This window comes from Bradyrhizobium sp. (genome assembly GCF_035652035.1).
In the GTDB taxonomy this organism is placed as follows: Bacteria; Pseudomonadota; Alphaproteobacteria; order Rhizobiales; family Xanthobacteraceae; genus Bradyrhizobium.
Genome location: NZ_DASREO010000057.1, coordinates 1 through 18,038, shown reverse-complemented (window position 1 = coordinate 18,038; position 18,038 = coordinate 1). Strand labels below are relative to the sequence as shown.

At 62.2% G+C, this 18,038-nt stretch carries 15 protein-coding genes; 3 read left to right on the top strand and 12 right to left on the bottom strand.

Annotated elements, in window-relative coordinates; all coding sequences use genetic code 11:
* Positions 1-82 precede the first annotated feature (82 nt).
* The 12 genes from VFB05_RS15615 to rpsT all read right to left on the bottom strand — a co-directional run bounded on the left by VFB05_RS15615 (position 83) and on the right by rpsT (position 15,844).
* Complete coding sequence (locus tag VFB05_RS15615; protein WP_325013634.1) at positions 83-1,453, bottom strand: MmgE/PrpD family protein; 1,371 nt, start codon at positions 1,451-1,453, stop codon at positions 83-85.
* Positions 1,454-1,546: 93 nt separating this feature from the next.
* The gene (locus tag VFB05_RS15610; protein ID WP_325013633.1) at positions 1,547-2,032 is read right to left on the bottom strand and encodes a DUF2867 domain-containing protein; all 486 of its coding nucleotides are present in this window, start codon (positions 2,030-2,032) and stop codon (positions 1,547-1,549) included.
* Positions 2,033-2,160: 128 nt separating this feature from the next.
* On the bottom strand, positions 2,161-2,661 hold the full coding sequence (locus VFB05_RS15605) for a hypothetical protein (protein WP_325013632.1): 501 nt from the start codon (positions 2,659-2,661) through the stop codon (positions 2,161-2,163).
* Between the two features lie 180 nt (positions 2,662-2,841).
* Positions 2,842-4,137, bottom strand: a complete 1,296-nt coding sequence (gene murA, locus VFB05_RS15600; RefSeq protein ID WP_325013631.1) for a UDP-N-acetylglucosamine 1-carboxyvinyltransferase — start codon at positions 4,135-4,137, stop codon at positions 2,842-2,844.
* Positions 4,138-4,402: 265 nt separating this feature from the next.
* Positions 4,403-5,713, bottom strand: a complete 1,311-nt coding sequence (locus VFB05_RS15595; RefSeq protein WP_325013630.1) for an LLM class flavin-dependent oxidoreductase — start codon at positions 5,711-5,713, stop codon at positions 4,403-4,405.
* Positions 5,714-5,794: 81 nt separating this feature from the next.
* On the bottom strand, positions 5,795-7,009 hold the full coding sequence (locus VFB05_RS15590; protein ID WP_325013629.1) for an acyltransferase: 1,215 nt from the start codon (positions 7,007-7,009) through the stop codon (positions 5,795-5,797).
* On the bottom strand, positions 7,009-9,444 hold the full coding sequence (gyrB, locus tag VFB05_RS15585; protein ID WP_325013628.1) for a DNA topoisomerase (ATP-hydrolyzing) subunit B: 2,436 nt from the start codon (positions 9,442-9,444) through the stop codon (positions 7,009-7,011). The genes VFB05_RS15590 and gyrB overlap by 1 nt, the downstream gene beginning before the upstream one ends.
* Before the next feature lie 329 nt (positions 9,445-9,773).
* Entirely contained in the window at positions 9,774-10,910 is a 1,137-nt protein-coding gene (recF, locus tag VFB05_RS15580; RefSeq protein WP_325013627.1) for a DNA replication/repair protein RecF, read from the bottom strand.
* An 84-nt stretch (positions 10,911-10,994) separates the two neighbouring features.
* Positions 10,995-11,276: an endonuclease domain-containing protein gene (locus tag VFB05_RS15575; RefSeq protein WP_325013626.1), complete on the bottom strand. Its 282-nt coding sequence runs from the start codon at positions 11,274-11,276 to the stop codon at positions 10,995-10,997.
* Positions 11,277-11,366: 90 nt separating this feature from the next.
* Positions 11,367-12,485, bottom strand: a complete 1,119-nt coding sequence (gene dnaN / locus VFB05_RS15570) for a DNA polymerase III subunit beta (protein ID WP_325013625.1) — start codon at positions 12,483-12,485, stop codon at positions 11,367-11,369.
* A gap of 268 nt (positions 12,486-12,753) precedes the next feature.
* On the bottom strand, positions 12,754-14,214 hold the full coding sequence (gene dnaA, locus VFB05_RS15565; protein ID WP_325013624.1) for a chromosomal replication initiator protein DnaA: 1,461 nt from the start codon (positions 14,212-14,214) through the stop codon (positions 12,754-12,756).
* A 1,363-nt stretch (positions 14,215-15,577) separates the two neighbouring features.
* Entirely contained in the window at positions 15,578-15,844 is a 267-nt protein-coding gene (gene rpsT, locus VFB05_RS15560) for a 30S ribosomal protein S20 (protein WP_325013623.1), read from the bottom strand.
* Positions 15,845-16,191: 347 nt separating this feature from the next.
* On the opposite strand from rpsT, the gene VFB05_RS15555 reads away from it, so the two are divergent.
* The 3 genes from VFB05_RS15555 to VFB05_RS15545 form a co-directional block, all read left to right on the top strand.
* Positions 16,192-16,509 carry a hypothetical protein gene (locus VFB05_RS15555; protein WP_325013622.1) on the top strand — a complete coding sequence of 106 codons (318 nt, stop codon included), beginning with the start codon at positions 16,192-16,194 and terminating at the stop codon, positions 16,507-16,509.
* 98 nt (positions 16,510-16,607) lie between these two features.
* The gene (gene msrA, locus VFB05_RS15550; RefSeq protein WP_325013621.1) at positions 16,608-17,264 is read left to right on the top strand and encodes a peptide-methionine (S)-S-oxide reductase MsrA; all 657 of its coding nucleotides are present in this window, start codon (positions 16,608-16,610) and stop codon (positions 17,262-17,264) included.
* Between the two features lie 114 nt (positions 17,265-17,378).
* Positions 17,379-18,038, top strand: a 660-nt coding sequence (locus tag VFB05_RS15545) for a polysaccharide biosynthesis/export family protein (protein ID WP_325013620.1), incomplete at its 3' end; no start/stop codon positions are given.

The window sequence follows — 18,038 nt, the reverse complement described above, 5'->3', positions numbered from 1 at the left end:
ATAACGCCTGACACGGCCGGTGGTTGCGATGGAACCTTAAGTTGACGGCTCCGCCGGAGACGCCACAAGTCTCAAAAGATCTTTACTGCCGTCCCAGATGGGTCGCCTGCTCGATGCGGTCGAATCGCTCCAGCGACAGGATCGCATCCGCCAGCTGATCGGCGCGGCCGTTGAGCACGGGGCGCGCCAAAGTGAGGAATTTCTGCGCCATGGCCTGCGCATCCGGAAACGAGTCCGGCTCACCGGACGGATCGGCGTAGATTCGCTCGTGCACACCGTCATCCGTGGTGATGGAAACGCGGGCGCCGAACGGATGCTTGCGGCCGATCTCGAGACGATCGTCCCGCACGACGTCGAACTTGTCGGCCAGTGCATCGACCGCCGCATCGCCAAGCCGGTGGTAGTCGTCCCAGCCGAAGCTGCCCTGGTCGAGCGCCACCGCGCCGGTAAAGAACATCGAGAACTGTCCGCCGACGATGGAGGTCGGATGCCGCTTGGTGGCCTCATCGCCCGTGAGCGTGATGCCATTGCGATGCAGCCCGATCTCGACGCGCTTGATCTGTTCCGGCGTCAGATTGTGCTCCCGGCGCATCGCGATCAACGCATCGAGCGCGGCATGGGTGTAGCGGCAGCTCGGATAGGGCTTCACGCCGATCTTCATGGTCTCATAGACCTTGCCGAGATCGGCCACCGCTTTTTCCGGATGCGCGTTGTCGCTGTAGCCGACAAGCAGCCCGTGCTTGCCCTCGACCGACTCGGTCGCGCCGACGAAATCGTTGCGCGCGAGCGTTGCCGCAATCACGCCGTTCATTGCGGACGCGCCGACCTGATAGCGTTTGTTCCAGCCGCCATTGACCAGGAATTGCAGCGAGCCCGCCGCCTGGCTGCCGGCAACGCCGAACGCCGCGATGATCTGCTGCTTCGACAATCCGAAGAGCTTTGCCGCTGCGGCAGCCGCGCCATATGTGCCGGCCGTCGCTGTGGGGTGGAAGCCGCGCGCGTAATGCGAGGTCGGATCGAGTGCATTGCCGAGCCGGCAGCAGACTTCGTAACCGGCGACGATGGCGGTCAGCACCTCGCGGCCCGAGCTGCCTACGAGTTCGCCGACGGCAAATGCGGCCGGCACCACCGGTGCGCTCGGATGCAGCGAGGAATCGGCATGCGTATCGTCGAAATCAAGCGAATGGCCGAGCGCGCCATTGAGCAGCGCCGCCATCGCCGGCGTCCAGGTTCTGTTGTCGCCGAACACCGTGGAATAGCCCTTCGTGTCGAGCGCCAGCGCCTCGAGGGTCTTGAATAGCGTCGGCGTTGATTCCGCATCGCGCCGCGCCCGGATGGCGCTGCCGAGGAAATCGAGCGTCAAGGCCTTGGCACGCTCGCGCACCTCCGGCGGGATATCGTCGAATTTCAGCCCCGCGACATAGGCGGCAAGTTTGGCGGTTTCCTCGGCCATTGTTGGTCCTTTGGCTTGGCGATTTGCCTTGAGCCTAAGTCCCTCGTGCGGCTTCTTCAATGGCCGCCATCGCATGGCCGCGTGGCGGCATCGCTATTGCGAGGCCGGGACCGAGACCTGCTTGAGCAGGGTTTTGGCAATCATGCGATGGAACGGCATAATCGCGGTGAGGTAGGCGCGGCCGAACCAGTTATGGGTGAGAACGAGCGTAGTAGCTGTCACGTCCTTAGCCCCGCCTGAGGGCACTACATCCACGATGACGCGAAAATCCAGGTGGTGATCGTTGAAGCCAGCGACCAGCCGCTGCGGCGTCTCGCTGAGAACCGGAAACAACCCGATCATGCCCCTGGACGTCGCTTCGCGCTCGCCGGAGGTTTTCAGGCCAAACGGCGCGACGATCCTGTTGCGCAGATCGAGCAGCGCCTGAACCCAGCGCGGGCTCTCGGAAAACATCCGCATCGCAGCGGCTCGCGCATCGAGCCTCGCATCAGAGACCGTAACCCGAAAGGCGTCCGCGAATTGCGCGCCGGCCAGCAGGCTGTCACGATCGACGTCGGGTCTGATTTCTCGGATCATCATGGCACGCGAAGTCTTGCACGCCGCGGCAAGAACGCAAGAGACATGTGCGCGGATAAAATGTCGGATTTGCGGGAATAAACTGGCGCGCCGCCGATGGTCCGCCAGCGCGCCTTGGGGCCGTCAAATGTCTACTGACGACTATCCGCCGAAGATTGGATCGGCTTGTTGCATCTCATCGTGTGAAGTTCTACCCCGGCACCAATCGCCGACGCCGGCGAGATGTCAACCGTACTCAGCAAGAGGTCTTCGAAGTCGAATGTGAAAAGCCGGACTATTCCGCCCGGTAACTCCTCTCGCCAACCCACGACCTGATGCGCGCTGGTGAAGTCGCGCTTGATCTCCCAAACACTCTTGCCGTGCTCTGTCCGAAAGGCAGGCCGGTCAGGGTCTCTGATTATTTTCAGAGTTCGTTTATCGGCGACTTGAAGCCTGTAGCGGATCATCGGCGTATCGAGATTGCCGCCATCGATTGCAATTTCCTTCGAGGACTTTTCCGGCAGTGGCACCTTTGCGGCAAACGATTGGTAGCAATCGACCGTCACGAGCGGAAGCGTTTCAGGCGAACGTTGCGCGTGGGCGCTTGATAGCGTGGCGACGACGAATAGCAATCCAAGGCTGAGCGCTTTCATGCGGCGTTCCTCCATCTGAACATTCGGCCCCGCGCACCTCCTTAGATCACGTTTCAAGGCAAGTTTCTATCAGGGTTCACCAACCAGCTCTCGAACGCGGTCACGCCGTCGGCCGCAAGACTGGTGACGAGACGACCGCTCCTCGCGGCTAGATATGGGCGGCGAAAGTCAACTCCACTTCTAACCATCGCGCGCCGGCACGCGGGTGATTTTGGCGCCTAACGCATTGAGCCGCTGGTCGATCCGCTCATAGCCGCGCTCGATCTGATCGGCGTTGTTGATGGTGGAGACGCCTTCGGCGCAGGCCGAAGCCAACAGCATCGCCATCCCGGCGCGAATGTCGGGCGAGGTCATCAGCGCGCCTTTCAGGCGGCAGGGACCTGCAACGATGGCGCGGTGCGGGTCGCACAGCACGATGCGACCGCCCATCGCGATCAGCTTGTCGACAAAGAACATCCGGGATTCGAACATCTTCTCGAACATCAGGATGACGCCGGCGCATTGCGTCGCGGTCACGATCGCAATCGACATCAGGTCGGCGGGAAAGGCCGGCCAGGGTTGGTCCTCCAGTTTCGGCACATGACCGCCGAAATCGTCCTGGATCTTCAGCGTCTGGAAATCCGACACGATGAGGTCGTCGCCCTCGATCTGGCAGGAAATGCCGAGCCGCTCAAAGCCCATGCGGATCGAGCGCAGATGGTCGACGCCGGCACGCGCGATGCGAAGTTTTGAGCGCGTCACCGCGGCAAGCCCGATGAGAGAGCCGACCTCGATATGATCTGGACCGATGGCATAAGCGACCGAGCCGAGTGTCGCCGGTCCATGCACGATCATGGTGTTGGTGCCGATGCCTTCGATGCGCGCGCCGAGCGCGACCAGGAAATGCGCGAGGTCCTGCACATGCGGCTCGGACGCCGCGTTCCGCAAATAGGTGGTGCCGTGCGCCGCGACCGCCGCGATCAGCGCGTTCTCGGTCGCGGTGACGCTCGGTTCGTCGAGAAAGACGTCCGCGCCCTTCAGGCGCGGGCAGCGCAACTCCAGCCGCGCGGAAGCCGTGACGGTCGCCCCTAACTGCTCGAAGGCGAGGAAATGCGTGTCTAACCGGCGACGGCCGATCACGTCGCCGCCGGGCGGCGGCAAGACCACTTCGCCGCAGCGCGCTAAGAGCGGACCCGCGAGCAGGATCGAGGCGCGAATGCGCGCGCACAACTCAGGATCGAGATCGGCGGCGCGGATCGTCTTGGCGTGAATGAGAAGCGTGTTGGGCTTCTGCCATTCGGCCGACGCGCCGACCGAGCGGATCAATTCGACCAGCGTTTCGGTGTCGCGGATGCGCGGCACATTTGTGAGCGTGACCGGCTGGTCGGTCAGAAGCGCCGCGGCAATGATCGGAAGCGCGGCGTTCTTGTTGCCGGATGGCTCGATCGTGCCGGAGAGCCTATGGCCTCCCTCGACGATGTACTGGATCGGCGGCACTGGCGTCCTCCACGAAATCGGCTGGCTCCAGCTACTCCGTTTTCAGCGGGAAAATCAACGGATCACGTCTAAAGCGCGAAGCTTGGTTGAATAATAGATGCGGCCACAAAGCGGTTCACCTCTGCCATGGGGAGAGGTCGGCGCGAAGCGCCGGGTGAGGGGTTTGGACTACGGAGAAACCGTAACCCCTCACCCCAACCCTCTCCCTCAGGGAGAGGGAGCACACCGCCGTCGCCGCACCATTCGAACTTAATCTCGATATGTTCTAACCAAACCGCACATCTGGCCGCGACAGGCCGAAATGCGAGCGCAGGGTTTCGCCCTCGTAAGCTTCGCGAAACAGGCCGCGCTTGCGCAGGAGTGGGACCACCTCGGCGATGAAGAGATCGAGCTGATGCGGCAGCACCGGCGGCATCAGGTTGAAGCCGTCGGCGGCCTTGGTTTCGAACCAGTCCTGCATGACATCGGCGATCTTTTCCGGCGGCCCGGCGACGGTGAAATGCCCGCGCGCGCCGGCAAGCTTGGCGAGAAGCTGCCGCAGCGTCGGCCGCTCTTTCCTGACCAGCGCCACGACGCCTTCCATCCGGCTGCGGGATGCCTCGTTTTTGCTGGGGTCGGGAAAATCTTCCACCGACAGAGGTTCATCCAGCGCGAGATGCGAAAAATCATGGCCGCCAAAGCGCTGCGACAGGCGATGGCGTCCGACCTCTGGATCGGACAGCGCATCGAGCTCGGCCGCGTAGCGTTCGGCCTCGGCTTCCGTCGCGCCGATGACCGGGTTGATTCCCGGCAGGATCACAACATGGCTGGGATCGCGGCCCTCGGCTGCAACGAGTTGCTTGAGGTCGGCGTAGAACGCCTGCGCGGCTCCCTTCTCGAGATGCGCAGTGAACACCGCCTCCGCATGGCGCGCGGCAAATTTCTTGCCGGTATCCGACGAGCCCGCCTGGACGAAGACCGGACGGCCCTGCGGGGAGCGCGGCATGTTCAGGGGACCGACCACCGGATAATGCGGCCCCTTGTGATCGATCGTCCTGACGCGTGTTCGGTCGGCATATCGCCCGCCGGCGCGATCGTCGAGCACGGCGTCATCGGCCCAGCTGTCCCAGAGACCTTTGACGACGGACATGAACTCCTCGGCGCGCTCGTAGCGATCGGCGTGACCGATTTGTCCGATGTGACCGAAATTGGCACCGGCCTGCGGCGACCAGGTCGTGACGATGTTCCAGGCCGCGCGGCCGCGGCTGATGTGGTCGAGCGAGGCAAACTGGCGGGCGAGATTGTAGGCCTCGGTATAGGTGGTCGAGCAGGTCGCGATCAATCCGATGCGCTTCGTCGCCATCGCGACCGCAGCAAGCGAGGTGATCGGCTCCAGCCAGTTGAAGGGCGTGCTCTCGACGTCGTTCCAGAGCCCAAGGACGTCGGCGAGGAAGATCGAGTCGAAACATCCCGCTTCCGCCTTTTGCGCCAGCTCGACCGTGTAGCGGATATCGGTCAGCGGCAGGGGCGAGGATTTCGGATGCCGCCAGGCCGCCTCATGATGCCCGCGGCTCTGGATGAAAAGATTGATATGCATTTGCTGCATCGGGCATCCCCCAGTCAGTTGGACGCGTGTTAAGGGCCGTTCACGGACAATTTGCGGCAATCAATCCAGCCGTCAAACGATCCGCGCCACGACCGGAATGCGCAAGGCAAGTCCTGCGATGACATAACACAGCGCGCAGGCGAGCGATCCCGTGACCAGAAATTTGAGAAGCGCGGGCGCGGCCACGTCACGCCAGACCAGCGCCACGCCGACAAGAACCGGCGGGTGGATGATGTAGATCGGATAAGCGCGGCGGGCGAGTCTCGCCCAGACGCCGGTCAGGCTGGCGAATCTTCGCTGAAAAAGCGTCAGCAGTCCGAGAATGACGCCCCAGGCGACGAAGGGCTCCCAGAACGCGTAAGTGAGCGCCTGAAGATTGAGGCCGCCCTCGGCCCGGCCGTGAAGCCATGGCACCCGGCGCGCGAGCACGACAGCAATGGGAAGGACGGCGAAAGCCAGCCACGCGATCCGCAGCCATCGCTTTTTTTGGCTTTCGGGAATCCGCTCAAGCCATTTTTGCTCGGCGGCAGCACAGCCTGCCGCGAACAACACGATGTAGGACGCGAAATAGCCGAGTTGCAGGAACGCGACGTTCACCCCGACCGGCCAGACAAGCCGCAGAAGAAAGGCGGCGATGCCGGTGACAACAGCGGCGGCGAACAGAACCATGTTGGACGGAAACGGCGCCTTGACCGTCGCATCGCCCTTGCGCATTGCGCGCCACAGCAACCAGACCGCCGTGAAGATCAATAGCGCCTCGGCAAACCACAGCGGGCCCGGCTCGAGCCTGCCGTGGATCCAAACGTAAGTGAAGACGCCGAGGAATGGATGGCCCTTGGCCGTCTGCGCCAACGCAATGGTGAGAGGGCTGAGGATCAGGACATAGAAGAGAAGTGGAACGCCGAGCCGCAGCAGCCTCTCTTTGACAAAGCCCGCCGTGCCGTGGCGGCGATGCGCCGGCGGCGTGTAATAACCGGCAAGCAGGAAGAACAGGCCCATGAACCAGGCCTGGTTGAAAGCGGTGAAAAGGATCAGCAGCAGGCTGGATGGCGAATTCGACGGTGCAATCTCGCGGTAGTACCAGCCGCCGATCGCGCCGTAGGTGAGCGCAGTGTGGTGAAAGACGACAAGCAAGGTGACGGCCGCGCGAAGCGCGTCGATGCCGCCATTGCGTTCGCGGGCGCCTGCCTTGAATGATGGGGCGCTTGCGGCTGCGCTGTCGTTACCTTCGTGGCGAGCTATGTCATCGAGCGACTCGAACGACGATTCGCTCGATGAGGGGGGCATCACACGTCGACGTTCGCGCTAAGTGAGTTATCCTGGATGAACTCGCGGCGCGGCTCGACCAGATCGCCCATCAGCTTGGTGAAGATGTCGTCGGCCTCGTCGACCTCCTTGACCTTCACCTGCAACAGCGAACGCGCCTCGGTGTCCAGTGTGGTTTCCCAGAGCTGTCCGGGATTCATCTCGCCGAGACCTTTGTAGCGCTGCAGGTTGAGGCCCTTGCGGCCGGCGTCGGTCACCGCCTCGAACAGGCTGACGGGGCCGTGGATCGCCGTCTCGCTGTCCTTTCGCCGCAACGTTCCGGTCCGCGGATAGGCATCCTGCAATCTCGCGGCATACTCGTCGAGCTTGCGCGCATCCGCCGAGCGGAGCAACGCGTCGTCGATGATTGCGACATCCTTGACGCCGCGCACGGTGCGCTCGAAGGTGAAGCCTTCACCTTCGGCAAAGCGGCCGACCCAGCCGCGCTCGACCTCGTCAGCAAGCGCATCGAGACGCTTTGCGATGTATTCCGCGGCCGCCATCGCCTTCGGCAGATCGCCGAAAACCTGATGGCGCAGCACGCCGGCGATTGCCGCCTGCTCGACCACCTTGCGATTGTAGCGGCTGTGCAGGTGATTGAGCGTCGAGCGAATGACGCGAGCTTCCTCGACGAGGCTGCGCAGGTCGCGGCCCGAGCGGTCTTCGCCGGACGCCGGCTTGTACACGCATTCGTCGAGACCGGCCTCGATCAGGTAATCTTCCAGCGCCCGCTCGTCCTTCAGGTATTGCTCGGACTTGCCGCGCGTGACCTTGTAGAGCGGCGGCTGCGCGATATAGAGATAGCCGTTGTCGATGATGTCGCGCATCTGCCGGTAGAAGAAGGTGAGCAGCAGCGTGCGGATATGGGCGCCGTCGACGTCGGCGTCGGTCATCACGATGATCTTGTGATAGCGCAGCTTCTCGATGGAGAAGTCATCGCTGATGCCGGTGCCGAGCGCCGTGATCAGCGTGCCGATCTGCTCGCTGGACAGCATCTTGTCGGTGCGGACGCGCTCGACATTGAGAATCTTGCCGCGAAGCGGCAGCACGGCCTGAAATTCGCGATTGCGGCCCTGCTTGGCGCTGCCGCCGGCCGAGTCGCCCTCGACGATGAAGAGTTCGGACTTGGCGGGATCTTTCTCCTGGCAGTCGGCGAGTTTTCCCGGCAGCGAGGAAACGCTCAAGGGATTTTTCCGCGTCAGCTCGCGTGCCTTGCGCGCGGCCTCGCGCGCCGCCGCCGCCTGGATCACCTTGCCGACGATGGCCTTGGCCTCGGACGGGTGCTCCTCGAACCAGGCCTGCAAGGCCTCGTTGATGACGTTCTCGACAACAGGACGCACTTCCGAGGACACCAGCTTGTCCTTGGTTTGCGACGAAAACTTCGGATCCGGCACCTTCACAGACAGCACGGCGGTGAGGCCCTCGCGGCAATCGTCACCGGTGAGCTGGATCTTTTCCTTTTTGGCGTTGGCTTCCGCATAGCCATTGACCTGGCGCGTCAGCGCGCCGCGGAAACCGGCCAAGTGCGTGCCGCCGTCACGCTGCGGTATGTTGTTGGTGAAGCAGAGCACGTTCTCATGGTAGCTGTCGTTCCACCACAACGCGGCCTCGACGGTGATGCCGTTCGCCTCCGAATTGACCATGATCGGGGTGGGTACCATCGCCTTCTTGTTGCGGTCGAGAAACTTGACGAAAGCCTCGACACCGCCCTGGTAGTGCATCTCCTCGCGCTTCTCGACGGCGTGGCGCGCATCCGACAGCACAATGTTGACGCCGGAATTGAGGAAGGCGAGCTCGCGCAGGCGATGCTCGAGCGTCGCAAAATCGTAGTCGATGTTCTTGAAGGTTTCGGTCGAGGCAAAGAACGTCACCTCGGTGCCGCGCTTGCCCGGCGCGTCGCCCACCACTTTCAAGGGCGCAACGGCATCGCCATTGGCGAACTCGATGTAGTGTTCCTTGTCGTCGCGCCAGATTCTGAGTTGCAGCTTGCTCGACAGCGCGTTGACGACCGACACGCCGACACCGTGCAGGCCGCCCGACACCTTGTAGGAATTCTGGTCGAATTTTCCGCCCGCATGCAGCTGCGTCATGATGACTTCAGCAGCAGAAATGCCTTCGCCCTTGTGGATGTCGACGGGAATGCCGCGGCCGTCGTCATACACGGTCACAGAGCCATCGGCATTAAGCGTGACCTGGACCACGGTCGCGTGGCCAGCCAGTGCCTCGTCGATCGCATTGTCGACGACCTCGTACACCATGTGGTGCAGGCCGCTGCCATCGTCAGTGTCGCCGATATACATGCCCGGCCGCTTGCGAACGGCGTCTAGTCCTTTGAGAACCCGGATCGACTCCGCATCGTATTCAGCAGTCACGGGGGGCTCATTGTCGGCAATCGGCTGCCGCGCAGGTTCTGTCATGTGGGGCCTTTGGAATGTCTTTAGGTGGCGCCTTACGGACTCGCGGACAGAGGCGTAGCGAAGGTCAGATCTACTCCACGAATCAGCTGTGCAAGGGGCGCTGATTTGACGCTATTTCTGCCATGAAAGGGGGGCTGCGCCTAGCCCAAAGTCTTGGGTTGCAACGTGCTGAAAAGATAGGAATTTTTAAGGATTTTTCAAGTCCGCCAGGGGCCCCTTCCGGGACCCTGAAAAAGCGCGATTCGAAGGCCTGTTCCGCAAGTCAAAAGCTAAGGGTTTTACCCCGCTTTTCGGGCCGGTCGATCGCATGCCGGCCGGCGGCGCGGACGTCAACCGCGGCGCGAAATCTCGCCGGAATCGACGCCAAAAATTTCGCCGGACGCGCCGATGTCGGCGAACGCGGCAGGATCGGCGCCGGTCATCCAGACCTGTGCGCCGAGTTTTGAAAGTTCATCAAATAGCGCGACACGACGAGCCGGATCGAGATGCGCCACCACCTCATCGAGCAGAAGCAGCGGCGTGATGCCGGTCATTTCCGCGACGAGCTCTGCATGCGCCAGCACGAGGCCGATCAACAGCGCCTTCTGCTCTCCGGTCGAAGCATCGCGCGCCGGCATGTTCTTCGGCGCGTAGACCACCCCGAGGTCCGTGAGGTGAGGACCATCCAGCGTGCGACCGGCGATGGCATCGCGCGGGCGATTGTCGCGCAGGATCTGCCGGTAGCGGTCCTCCACGGCAGTGGCCGATTCCGACATCAGCGCATTTTCCATCCAGCCATCGAGCGCGATCTCGGCAGATGGAAAAGCCGAGGCTTGACCGCGTACGCGCAACATCGCAGCCAGCCTCGCGGCGGTCTGTCCGCGCATCGCGGCAACCGCGACGGCAAGCTCCGCCGTTTCGCGCTCGATCGCGTCGCACCAATGGTCGTCGTAGTTGCGCACCTCGAGCAGGCGGTTGCGCGAACGTAGCGAACGATCAAGCGCGGAGACCCGCGCCGAATGCTCGCTGTCGATCGCAAGCACGAGGCGGTCGAAGAAGCGTCGCCGCTCCGACGCCGGCCCGAGAAACAGTCCATCCATCGTTGGCGTCAGCCACACCATGCGCAGGTGATCGCCGAACGCGGTGGCTGAGGCCACCGGCTCACGGTCGATGCGGGCGCGCCGGCTGACAGAGGCATCCGGCATCGGCGGATCGATGCCGGTGCCGAGCGTCGCGAGCCCCAGCGCGCCCTCGACTTCGGCGGAGACCGCCCACGAGCCATCGCCCTGATTGTCGGCAACGTCTTCAAGATTGGCACGGCGCAGACCGCGACCTGGCGACAGAAACGAAATCGCCTCGATGCAATTGGTCTTGCCGGCGCCATTCGGCCCCGCCAGCACGACCATGTCGCGCTGTGTCCTGAGGCTCGCCGCGCGGTAGTTGCGGAAATGCGTCAGCGTGAGGCGATGAATGCGGGATGGGGTCATGCAAAACTGAGCGCATCTTCTTTACCCTCTCCCCTTGTGGGAGAGGGTGGCGCCTCACGAAGTGAGGCGACGGGTGAGGGGTTGTCACGGCTCCGCAAGCTTGGCGACGATATCCTCCAGCACCGCAGCAGGTCGTCGCAAGACGTCGTTGTTCCAGTAGCGAGCGACACGGAATTCTTCGGCCTTTAGAGCAGCATCTCCGGCTGCGTCGCGCTCTGACGATAGATGCTGGCTGCCATCGATTTCGATCACCAAACGCTTATCGAAACACACAAGATCGAGAATAAAACTTTGAAAAGGCCGCATTCTCCTCGCAAAATTGCGCACGCGCTTTGCAGTTGGTCGATGGTGCGGCGTTTGCGGCATCAAACCCCTCACCCGGCGCCTGCGGCGCCACCCTCTCCCACAAGGGGAGAAGGAAGAAGGCAGCCGCGGTCCATGTCGGACTACACCGAGCTACACCCGCATCGGCATCAGCACATAGAGCGCGCCCTTGGAATCCTTGTCCTGCACCAGCGTCGGCGAACCGGGATCGGCCAGTCTGAGCACTGCGACTTCGCCCTCGATCTGGGCGGCGATATCGAGCAGGTAGCGCGAGTTGAAGCCGATATCGAGCGGGTCGGAAGCGTATTCGACCTCGAGTTCTTCCGTCGCACTGCCGGAGTCGGGATTGGTGACTGACAGCACCAGCCGTCCTGCCGACAATGCCAGCTTCACGGCGCGGCCACGTTCGCTCGAGATCGTCGAGACGCGATCGACCGCGGCCTCGAAATCCTTCTTGTCGACGACGAGTTCCTTGTCGTTGTTCTGCGGAATGACGCGGCCGTAGTCCGGAAAAGTTCCGTCGATCAGCTTCGAGGTGAGAACTACGTTGTTGATGGTGAAGCGGATCTTGCCCTGCGACAGCTCGATCTTGACTTCGGCCTCGTTGTCCTCGATCAGGCGCTGGACTTCTCCGACCGTCTTGCGCGGCACGATCACGCCCGGCATGCCGGCAGCGCCCTTCGGCTGCACCAGATCGATCTGCGCCAGACGATGGCCGTCGGTTGCGACCGCGCGCAACGTCGCGGCCTTGGGCGTGCCTGCCGAGTGCAGATAGATGCCGTTGAGATAATAGCGAGTCTCTTCGGTCGAGATCGCAAACTGCGTGCGATCGATCAGCCGCTTGACGTCGGAGGCGGCAAGCGTGAACGAATGGGTCATCTCGCCGGCGGCGAGATCCGGGAAATCGTTCTCGGGCAGCGTTTGCAGCGTGAAGCGCGAACGGCCGGCTCGGATCGCCAGCACCGAGCGATCGCCGTCGCCTTCCAGCACGATCTGCGCGCCGTCGGGCAGCTTGCGCACGATATCGTAGAACATATGCGCCGGAACGGTGGTGGAACCGGAGGTCGCCGTTTCGGCCGGCAACGTTTCGGTGACTTCGAGATCGAGGTCGGTGGCCTTCAGCGACAATTGCGCGTTCTCGGCCCGGACCAGCACGTTGCCGAGAATGGGAATGGTGTTGCGGCGCTCGACCACGCGATGGACGTGGCCCAGCGATTTCAGGAGTTGCGCGCGTTCGACGGTAACCTTCATTGCCTTAACCCGCCTGATCGAAGATGAAAGCCAGACGACACGCGATGCGCGCGCCGCGGCGCTTGAACCCGAGGAGCGATCAAAGGAGCGCGATCAAAGCTGGATTCGACCGGCCCGCTCGGGGGGCCGTAAAGTGGCGCGGATGGCGCTCTAGCGCAAGGGAGGCGCGCCGCCGTTCCCCACCACTTTTGGGGTTTTTTCGGCCCGCCGCGGTGATTGCACAGGGGGTGAAACCCTCCCCGCTCGGGGAGGGCTTCAGGGCATCTTCTTAAGGCTCGCTCTGCAATTGCCGCTTGAGGGACTCGACCTCTTCCGACAGCGACACATCCTTGGCCACCAGTGCCTCGATCTTGCGCACGGCATGCAGCACGGTCGTGTGATCGCGCCCGCCGAACCGGCGGCCAATTTCAGGCAAAGACCGCAAAGTAAGCGTCTTGGCCAGATACATCGCCACCTGCCGCGGACGAACCACGTTGGCGGTGCGCCGCGACGACAGCAGGTCGGACCGGCTCACATTGTATTGCCGCGCCACCACGCGCTGGATGTCCTCGATCTTGATCCGCTTCGGTTCCTGCGGACGGATCAAATCGCGCACCTCGCGCTCGGCCATCTCCAGCGTCACCGGCTGGTTGTTCAGCTTGGAGTGCGCGAGCAACCGATTGACGGCGCCTTCGAGATCCCGGCCGTTATGCGTGATGGTGCGGGAGAGATATTCCAGCACCTGCTCGGGCACGTCGAAGCTCGCATGATGCGCCCGCGCCGCCGCCACGCGCGACTTGAGAATGCCAAGCCGCAACTCTTCGCCGAGCGATCCCATTTCGACGACGAGGCCGCCGGCAAGCCGCGAGCGCACGCGATCGTCGAGGCTTTCCAGGTCGGACGGCGGACGGTCGGCCGCGATCACGACCTGACGGCCGGCATCGATCAGCGCATTCAGCGTGTGGCAGAACTCGGCCTGGGTGGACTTGCCTTGCAGGAATTGCAGGTCGTCGATCACAAGCACATCGATGCCGCGCAAGGCTTCCTTGAAGGCAAGCGCCGTCTGCGTCTTCAGCGCCGCGACGAAGCCGTACATGAATTTTTCCGCCGTCAGATACAGCACCTTGCGTTCGCTGCCGGAATTGCCTGCCCAGGTCACGGCCTGCAACAGATGGGTTTTGCCGAGGCCAACGCCGGCATGGATATAGAGCGGGTTGAACATCACGGGATCGCCGCGGCGGCCTTCGGCCACCTGACGCGCAGCCGCGTGCGCCAGCGTATTCGAACGGCCAATGACAAAGCTCGCAAAGGTCAGGCGCGGATCGAGCGGAGAACCGCCGAGTGCATCGTGACTGGCCGAGACCGGCGCGGTTGCGACCGCACGCAACTCGGCCACTGGGCGGCTATCGGTGCGCTCGAGACGCCGCGTGTCGATCTGCGGGACTGACGCATCCTTCACCGGCGCAGCGTTACGCATCGCCGTGCGCACCGAAAGATCGATCCGATGCACCTGGGGCAACTCGGCCTGCCAGCAGGACAGAACCCGCTCGGCGTAATGCGCCTGGATCCAGCTCTTGAGGAAGCGCGTCGGCACCGAGAGATGGACGGCTTCGTCGTGCACGCTCTCCAGATCCATGCGCGCAAACCAGCTCGTATAGACGTCTTCGCCTACACTCGTACGCAACCTTCCCTTCACACGTGACCAACGATCCTGTTCGATATTTGTCGTAGCTGGTTGGATATTTGTCATTGCCGAATAACTTCTCTTAGCCTTGGTGGAATTCTTTCGATGGTTGGTCCGCCGTGCGCCGCACGGGGCCGCCTCGCACGAAGCCTGTTTCGGCCAAAGCTTCGCCGTTCGGCGAAATGCCGTTCGGCACGTTTTGGCTCTAAGGAAAGCTTCGCGAGGCTAGCGCGTACTCGACGGGGTGTCCGGAGCTCGCGCGAGGGGCCGTGTAGAGGCCCGCTTTGCGTCATTGCTCGATGCGGCCGTGACGCTGTCGTTCAAATCCAAATTGAGATCAAGAATTCCAATGAATTTGTAGGTCATGCTACCTCCCCCTCTCGCCGCAAACAGGCGCAGCAAGTGCACTCCAAATCATTTCAAACCGACCGGCGAACCTGAAACTCAAACTGTCCAGCTACGCCGCTCGTTCCGCCCGCCTCTAACCCCCGCTCGCGCACTCCACTTTCCGTTGCCGTCAAGTGGTCGATTGTCCCGTACTTCTCTCTTTTTTCAGATGGCGAAAAGAGCGCCTTGAGAAGTTTCGACACAGATCTCCCGTCCCCATATTGCTATGGGTTTGAACCTAACGATCGCTTGGAGAGCGTCGCTAACGCGCACACCGCCGCCGATTTGCACGTCCGCCCCTAATCCTTAATCCGCGCTGGTCTCAAGGTCATGGGCGCTGCGAACGTTCTTTTTTGTACATCAAGCTTCGTTTCCCGCAACGAAAATGATTCAGCTCGATGGCGCACAAAAACCACTTGGCCGTTCGCTCAAACCGCACGCGATTTCGTGCAAAGCCGCAAGATTTTGAATCTGTGCACAGATTCGAAATGCTCTGGCGCTGTCACAATTCCGGCCACACCGCAAAATTAATTCATAAGTTGGTCATCTTTGATCGGAGCGGAAACGAATTTTCAAACAACCCGCTGTCACTATGCCGATAAGTGACTACGCAAACGCGTTTTTTTGTGCTCGTCCGAGAAGGGTAACCTTCGAGGCCGCTCCGCGGTGATGACGCCGCAATCTTTTTGAAAGTGCATCTGCAACCTGCAAGCGGCGCTTTCATTCTCCGTAAATTCACTGGCTTCGCAACTGTCACAATCTGAAAATGCACGAACGGCGTTTTCGTCCGGCAGAATTTTCGCCCGGAAGAAAGTGTCGCGCAAAAAACAAAAGCCCGGCAGTGCCGGGCTTTCTTTGGTCGTGCTGTCGGCAGTGGAGTGGATTTGACATTCGCTCCCCACCTAGCCGCGAGTTCGTCAAGCGAATGTCAAATCCAAAACTCCACTAGAAACTGATATTTGCTAGTGGTCCTTCTAATTCTAACATTCGCAAGAGCCGCCGCTGAGAAGGGATGCGAATGTTAGAATTGGACCACTAGGCCTTACTTGGCCAGCTTGGCGATCTGGTGCGCAAGCCGCGAGACTTTCCGGCTCGCGTTGTTCTTGTGAATGATGTTGCGCTGCGCTGCCCGCATCAGTTCCGGCTCGGCGGTCGCCATTGCCTTGAGCGCCGCGGCGCGGTCGCCGCGCTTGATCGCCTCTTCGACCGAGCGCACCGACGTGCGCATCTCGGTCCGGCGCGATTTGTTGATGACGGTGCGGCGGGCAATCTTACGCGTCGCCTTCTTGGCGGAAGTCGTATTGGCCATGTTCTCAAATGTCCTTCGGCAGTGACCGATCGCGACCTGGGCGAACAATTGCCCACGGTTTGCCTGATCGAACGCTGATTGGTTTCGGGTGCCCCATCGAGAGTGCCACACCGGAAACCCTGGCTCCGGCAGCAACGCTCAAAAGAACAGCGGCGGCAGGATTGCGCCCGCCGCCAATTGAGGCGTCTTATAGAGGCCGCCCGGTGCAGCGTCAACGCCTTAGGGGGGACCGATCCCTGCCCAAAGTGGGCCGGATCGCCTTATAAGGCGCTGAAGTGGTTGAATTTCCTGCGCCCCGCCGTTAATCCCTGACGAGGATCGGGTCCAGAGAAGAGAGTGGGTGAAGCATGATCCGCGGCTTTTTCCGTCTGATAGGATTACTGCTGCTCGCCGGCGGATTTGTCTTCATGGTCTATGACGGAGCGAGGTATGTCGCCGACAATACCCTGCGCTTCACCCGGTTCGGCCAGTTCTGGAACGACGTCAATCAATCGAGCCAGCAGGCCTTCCACGCCTGGGTCGAAAAACTCTCACCCTGGCTATGGAACAACGTGGTGCGCGTCATTCTCGACCAGCCGGTTTTTGCCGTGATGGCCGTGCTCGGCATCCTGCTGATGCTGCTGTTCCGGCCGAGGAAGCCGCTGATCGGCTACTCCCGGGATTAAAGACGGGCGCAGCGGCGGCGGCGTAACAGGGCTGCCGGATTTTGCGTAACGCCCTATATAGAGTGACGGACTGTCACCACGGTCGAGGAGGCTGACCCATGCTCTTCATGCGCAAGACCACCACATTGCCGAACGCCACCGAGGCGCTGCCCGGCCGGGCCGAGCCAATCCCGACCGCGACGCGGCACTTCGTCAACGGCAATCCGCTGAAGCCGCCTTATCCCGCAGGCCTCGAGCAGGCCGTGTTCGGGCTCGGCTGTTTCTGGGGCGCAGAGCGCAAGTTCTGGGAACTCGGCGATGGCATCTATGTCACCGCCGCGGGCTATGCCGGGGGCCACACTGAAAACCCGACCTATGAAGAGGTCTGCTCGGGTCGCACCGGTCACACCGAAGTGGTGCTTGTCGTGTTTGATCCGGCGAAGATCTCCTATGAGCGGCTGCTCAAGACGTTCTGGGAAAGCCACAACCCGACACAGGGCATGCGTCAGGGCAACGACGTCGGCACGCAATATCGCTCGGCGATCTACACGTCGAACGATGCGCAAGCCGCGGCGGCGGCCGCTTCGAAAGCCAACTACCAGAAGGCGCTGGCCGCCAAAGGCCTCGGTACCATCACGACCGAGGTCGCTCCCGCAGGTCCGTTTTATTTTGCCGAGGACTATCACCAGCAATATCTCGCCAAGAATCCGGCCGGCTATTGCGGACTGGGTGGGACCGGCGTGTCGTGCCCGCTTCCGACCGGCGTCACCGCCTGATCAGAAGAAAAAACGATTTGTTAACCATAACTGGTGCAAGACTGAGACTGTCTCTTATGTAGGACGGCTCAGTTGCGGGTCACGCGCGCGCTTTTATTGCCGGTCACGGCTGCCATGGCCGCGCTTGCCCTCGCGGGGTGCCAGACGACCTCCTATCCGGTGGCGTCAGCGCCGCGCAGCGACCTCGACGCCATGGCCTACGGCCAGCCCTCGCCGGCTTATTCGTCCTATCCGGCGTCGTCTTATCAAACAGCGTCGGCCGATTCCGGCGGCGGCGCCATCGCGGCGCTTCGCACGAGCCTCGCGAACTCGCCGCACACCACCTATGCCGAGGCACCGCCTGCCACTTACGCCGCCTATGCGGCCGCACCGGCCGCACCCGCGCATGATGCACCCTATCACCTCGACGCCGGCGACAAGCTGCGCGTCGTCGTCTACGGTCAGGAAGGTCTCACCAATACGTATGCGATCGATGCAGGGGGCGCGATCACCATGCCTTTGATTGGCGCCGTCGCCGCGCGCGGCAAGACGCCGGCGGGCCTTGCCGCCGACATCGCCGCCCGGCTTCGCAATGGCTATATCCGCGAGCCTTCCGTGGCTGTCGAAGTCGAAACCTACCGGCCGTTCTTCATCCTCGGCGAGGTCGCAGCGCCCGGCCAATATCCTTACGTGCCGAACATGAGCGTCGAGAGCGCGGTCGCGATCGCCGGCGGCTTTTCGCCGCGCGCCAGGCGCGACAGCGTCACGCTGACCCATAATGCCGGCCGCACCGTG

What these genes read in the sequence shown, in the direction of transcription:
- recF (WP_325013627.1), bottom strand. Translation starts at nt 10,910, where the DNA reads ATGACCCCATCCCGCATTCATCGCCTCACGCTGACGCATTTCCGCAAC.
- rpsT (WP_325013623.1), bottom strand. Translation starts at nt 15,844, where the DNA reads ATGGCCAATACGACTTCCGCCAAGAAGGCGACGCGTAAGATTGCCCGC.
- VFB05_RS15595 (WP_325013630.1), bottom strand. Translation starts at nt 5,713, where the DNA reads ATGCATATCAATCTTTTCATCCAGAGCCGCGGGCATCATGAGGCGGCC.
- gyrB (WP_325013628.1), bottom strand. Translation starts at nt 9,444, where the DNA reads ATGACAGAACCTGCGCGGCAGCCGATTGCCGACAATGAGCCCCCCGTG.
- VFB05_RS15575 (WP_325013626.1), bottom strand. Translation starts at nt 11,276, where the DNA reads ATGCCGCAAACGCCGCACCATCGACCAACTGCAAAGCGCGTGCGCAAT.
- VFB05_RS15605 (WP_325013632.1), bottom strand. Translation starts at nt 2,661, where the DNA reads ATGAAAGCGCTCAGCCTTGGATTGCTATTCGTCGTCGCCACGCTATCA.
- VFB05_RS15555 (WP_325013622.1), top strand. Translation starts at nt 16,192, where the DNA reads ATGATCCGCGGCTTTTTCCGTCTGATAGGATTACTGCTGCTCGCCGGC.
- VFB05_RS15615 (WP_325013634.1), bottom strand. Translation starts at nt 1,453, where the DNA reads ATGGCCGAGGAAACCGCCAAACTTGCCGCCTATGTCGCGGGGCTGAAA.
- dnaA (WP_325013624.1), bottom strand. Translation starts at nt 14,214, where the DNA reads ATGACAAATATCCAACCAGCTACGACAAATATCGAACAGGATCGTTGG.
- VFB05_RS15590 (WP_325013629.1), bottom strand. Translation starts at nt 7,009, where the DNA reads ATGCCCCCCTCATCGAGCGAATCGTCGTTCGAGTCGCTCGATGACATA.
- dnaN (WP_325013625.1), bottom strand. Translation starts at nt 12,485, where the DNA reads ATGAAGGTTACCGTCGAACGCGCGCAACTCCTGAAATCGCTGGGCCAC.
- VFB05_RS15610 (WP_325013633.1), bottom strand. Translation starts at nt 2,032, where the DNA reads ATGATGATCCGAGAAATCAGACCCGACGTCGATCGTGACAGCCTGCTG.
- msrA (WP_325013621.1), top strand. Translation starts at nt 16,608, where the DNA reads ATGCTCTTCATGCGCAAGACCACCACATTGCCGAACGCCACCGAGGCG.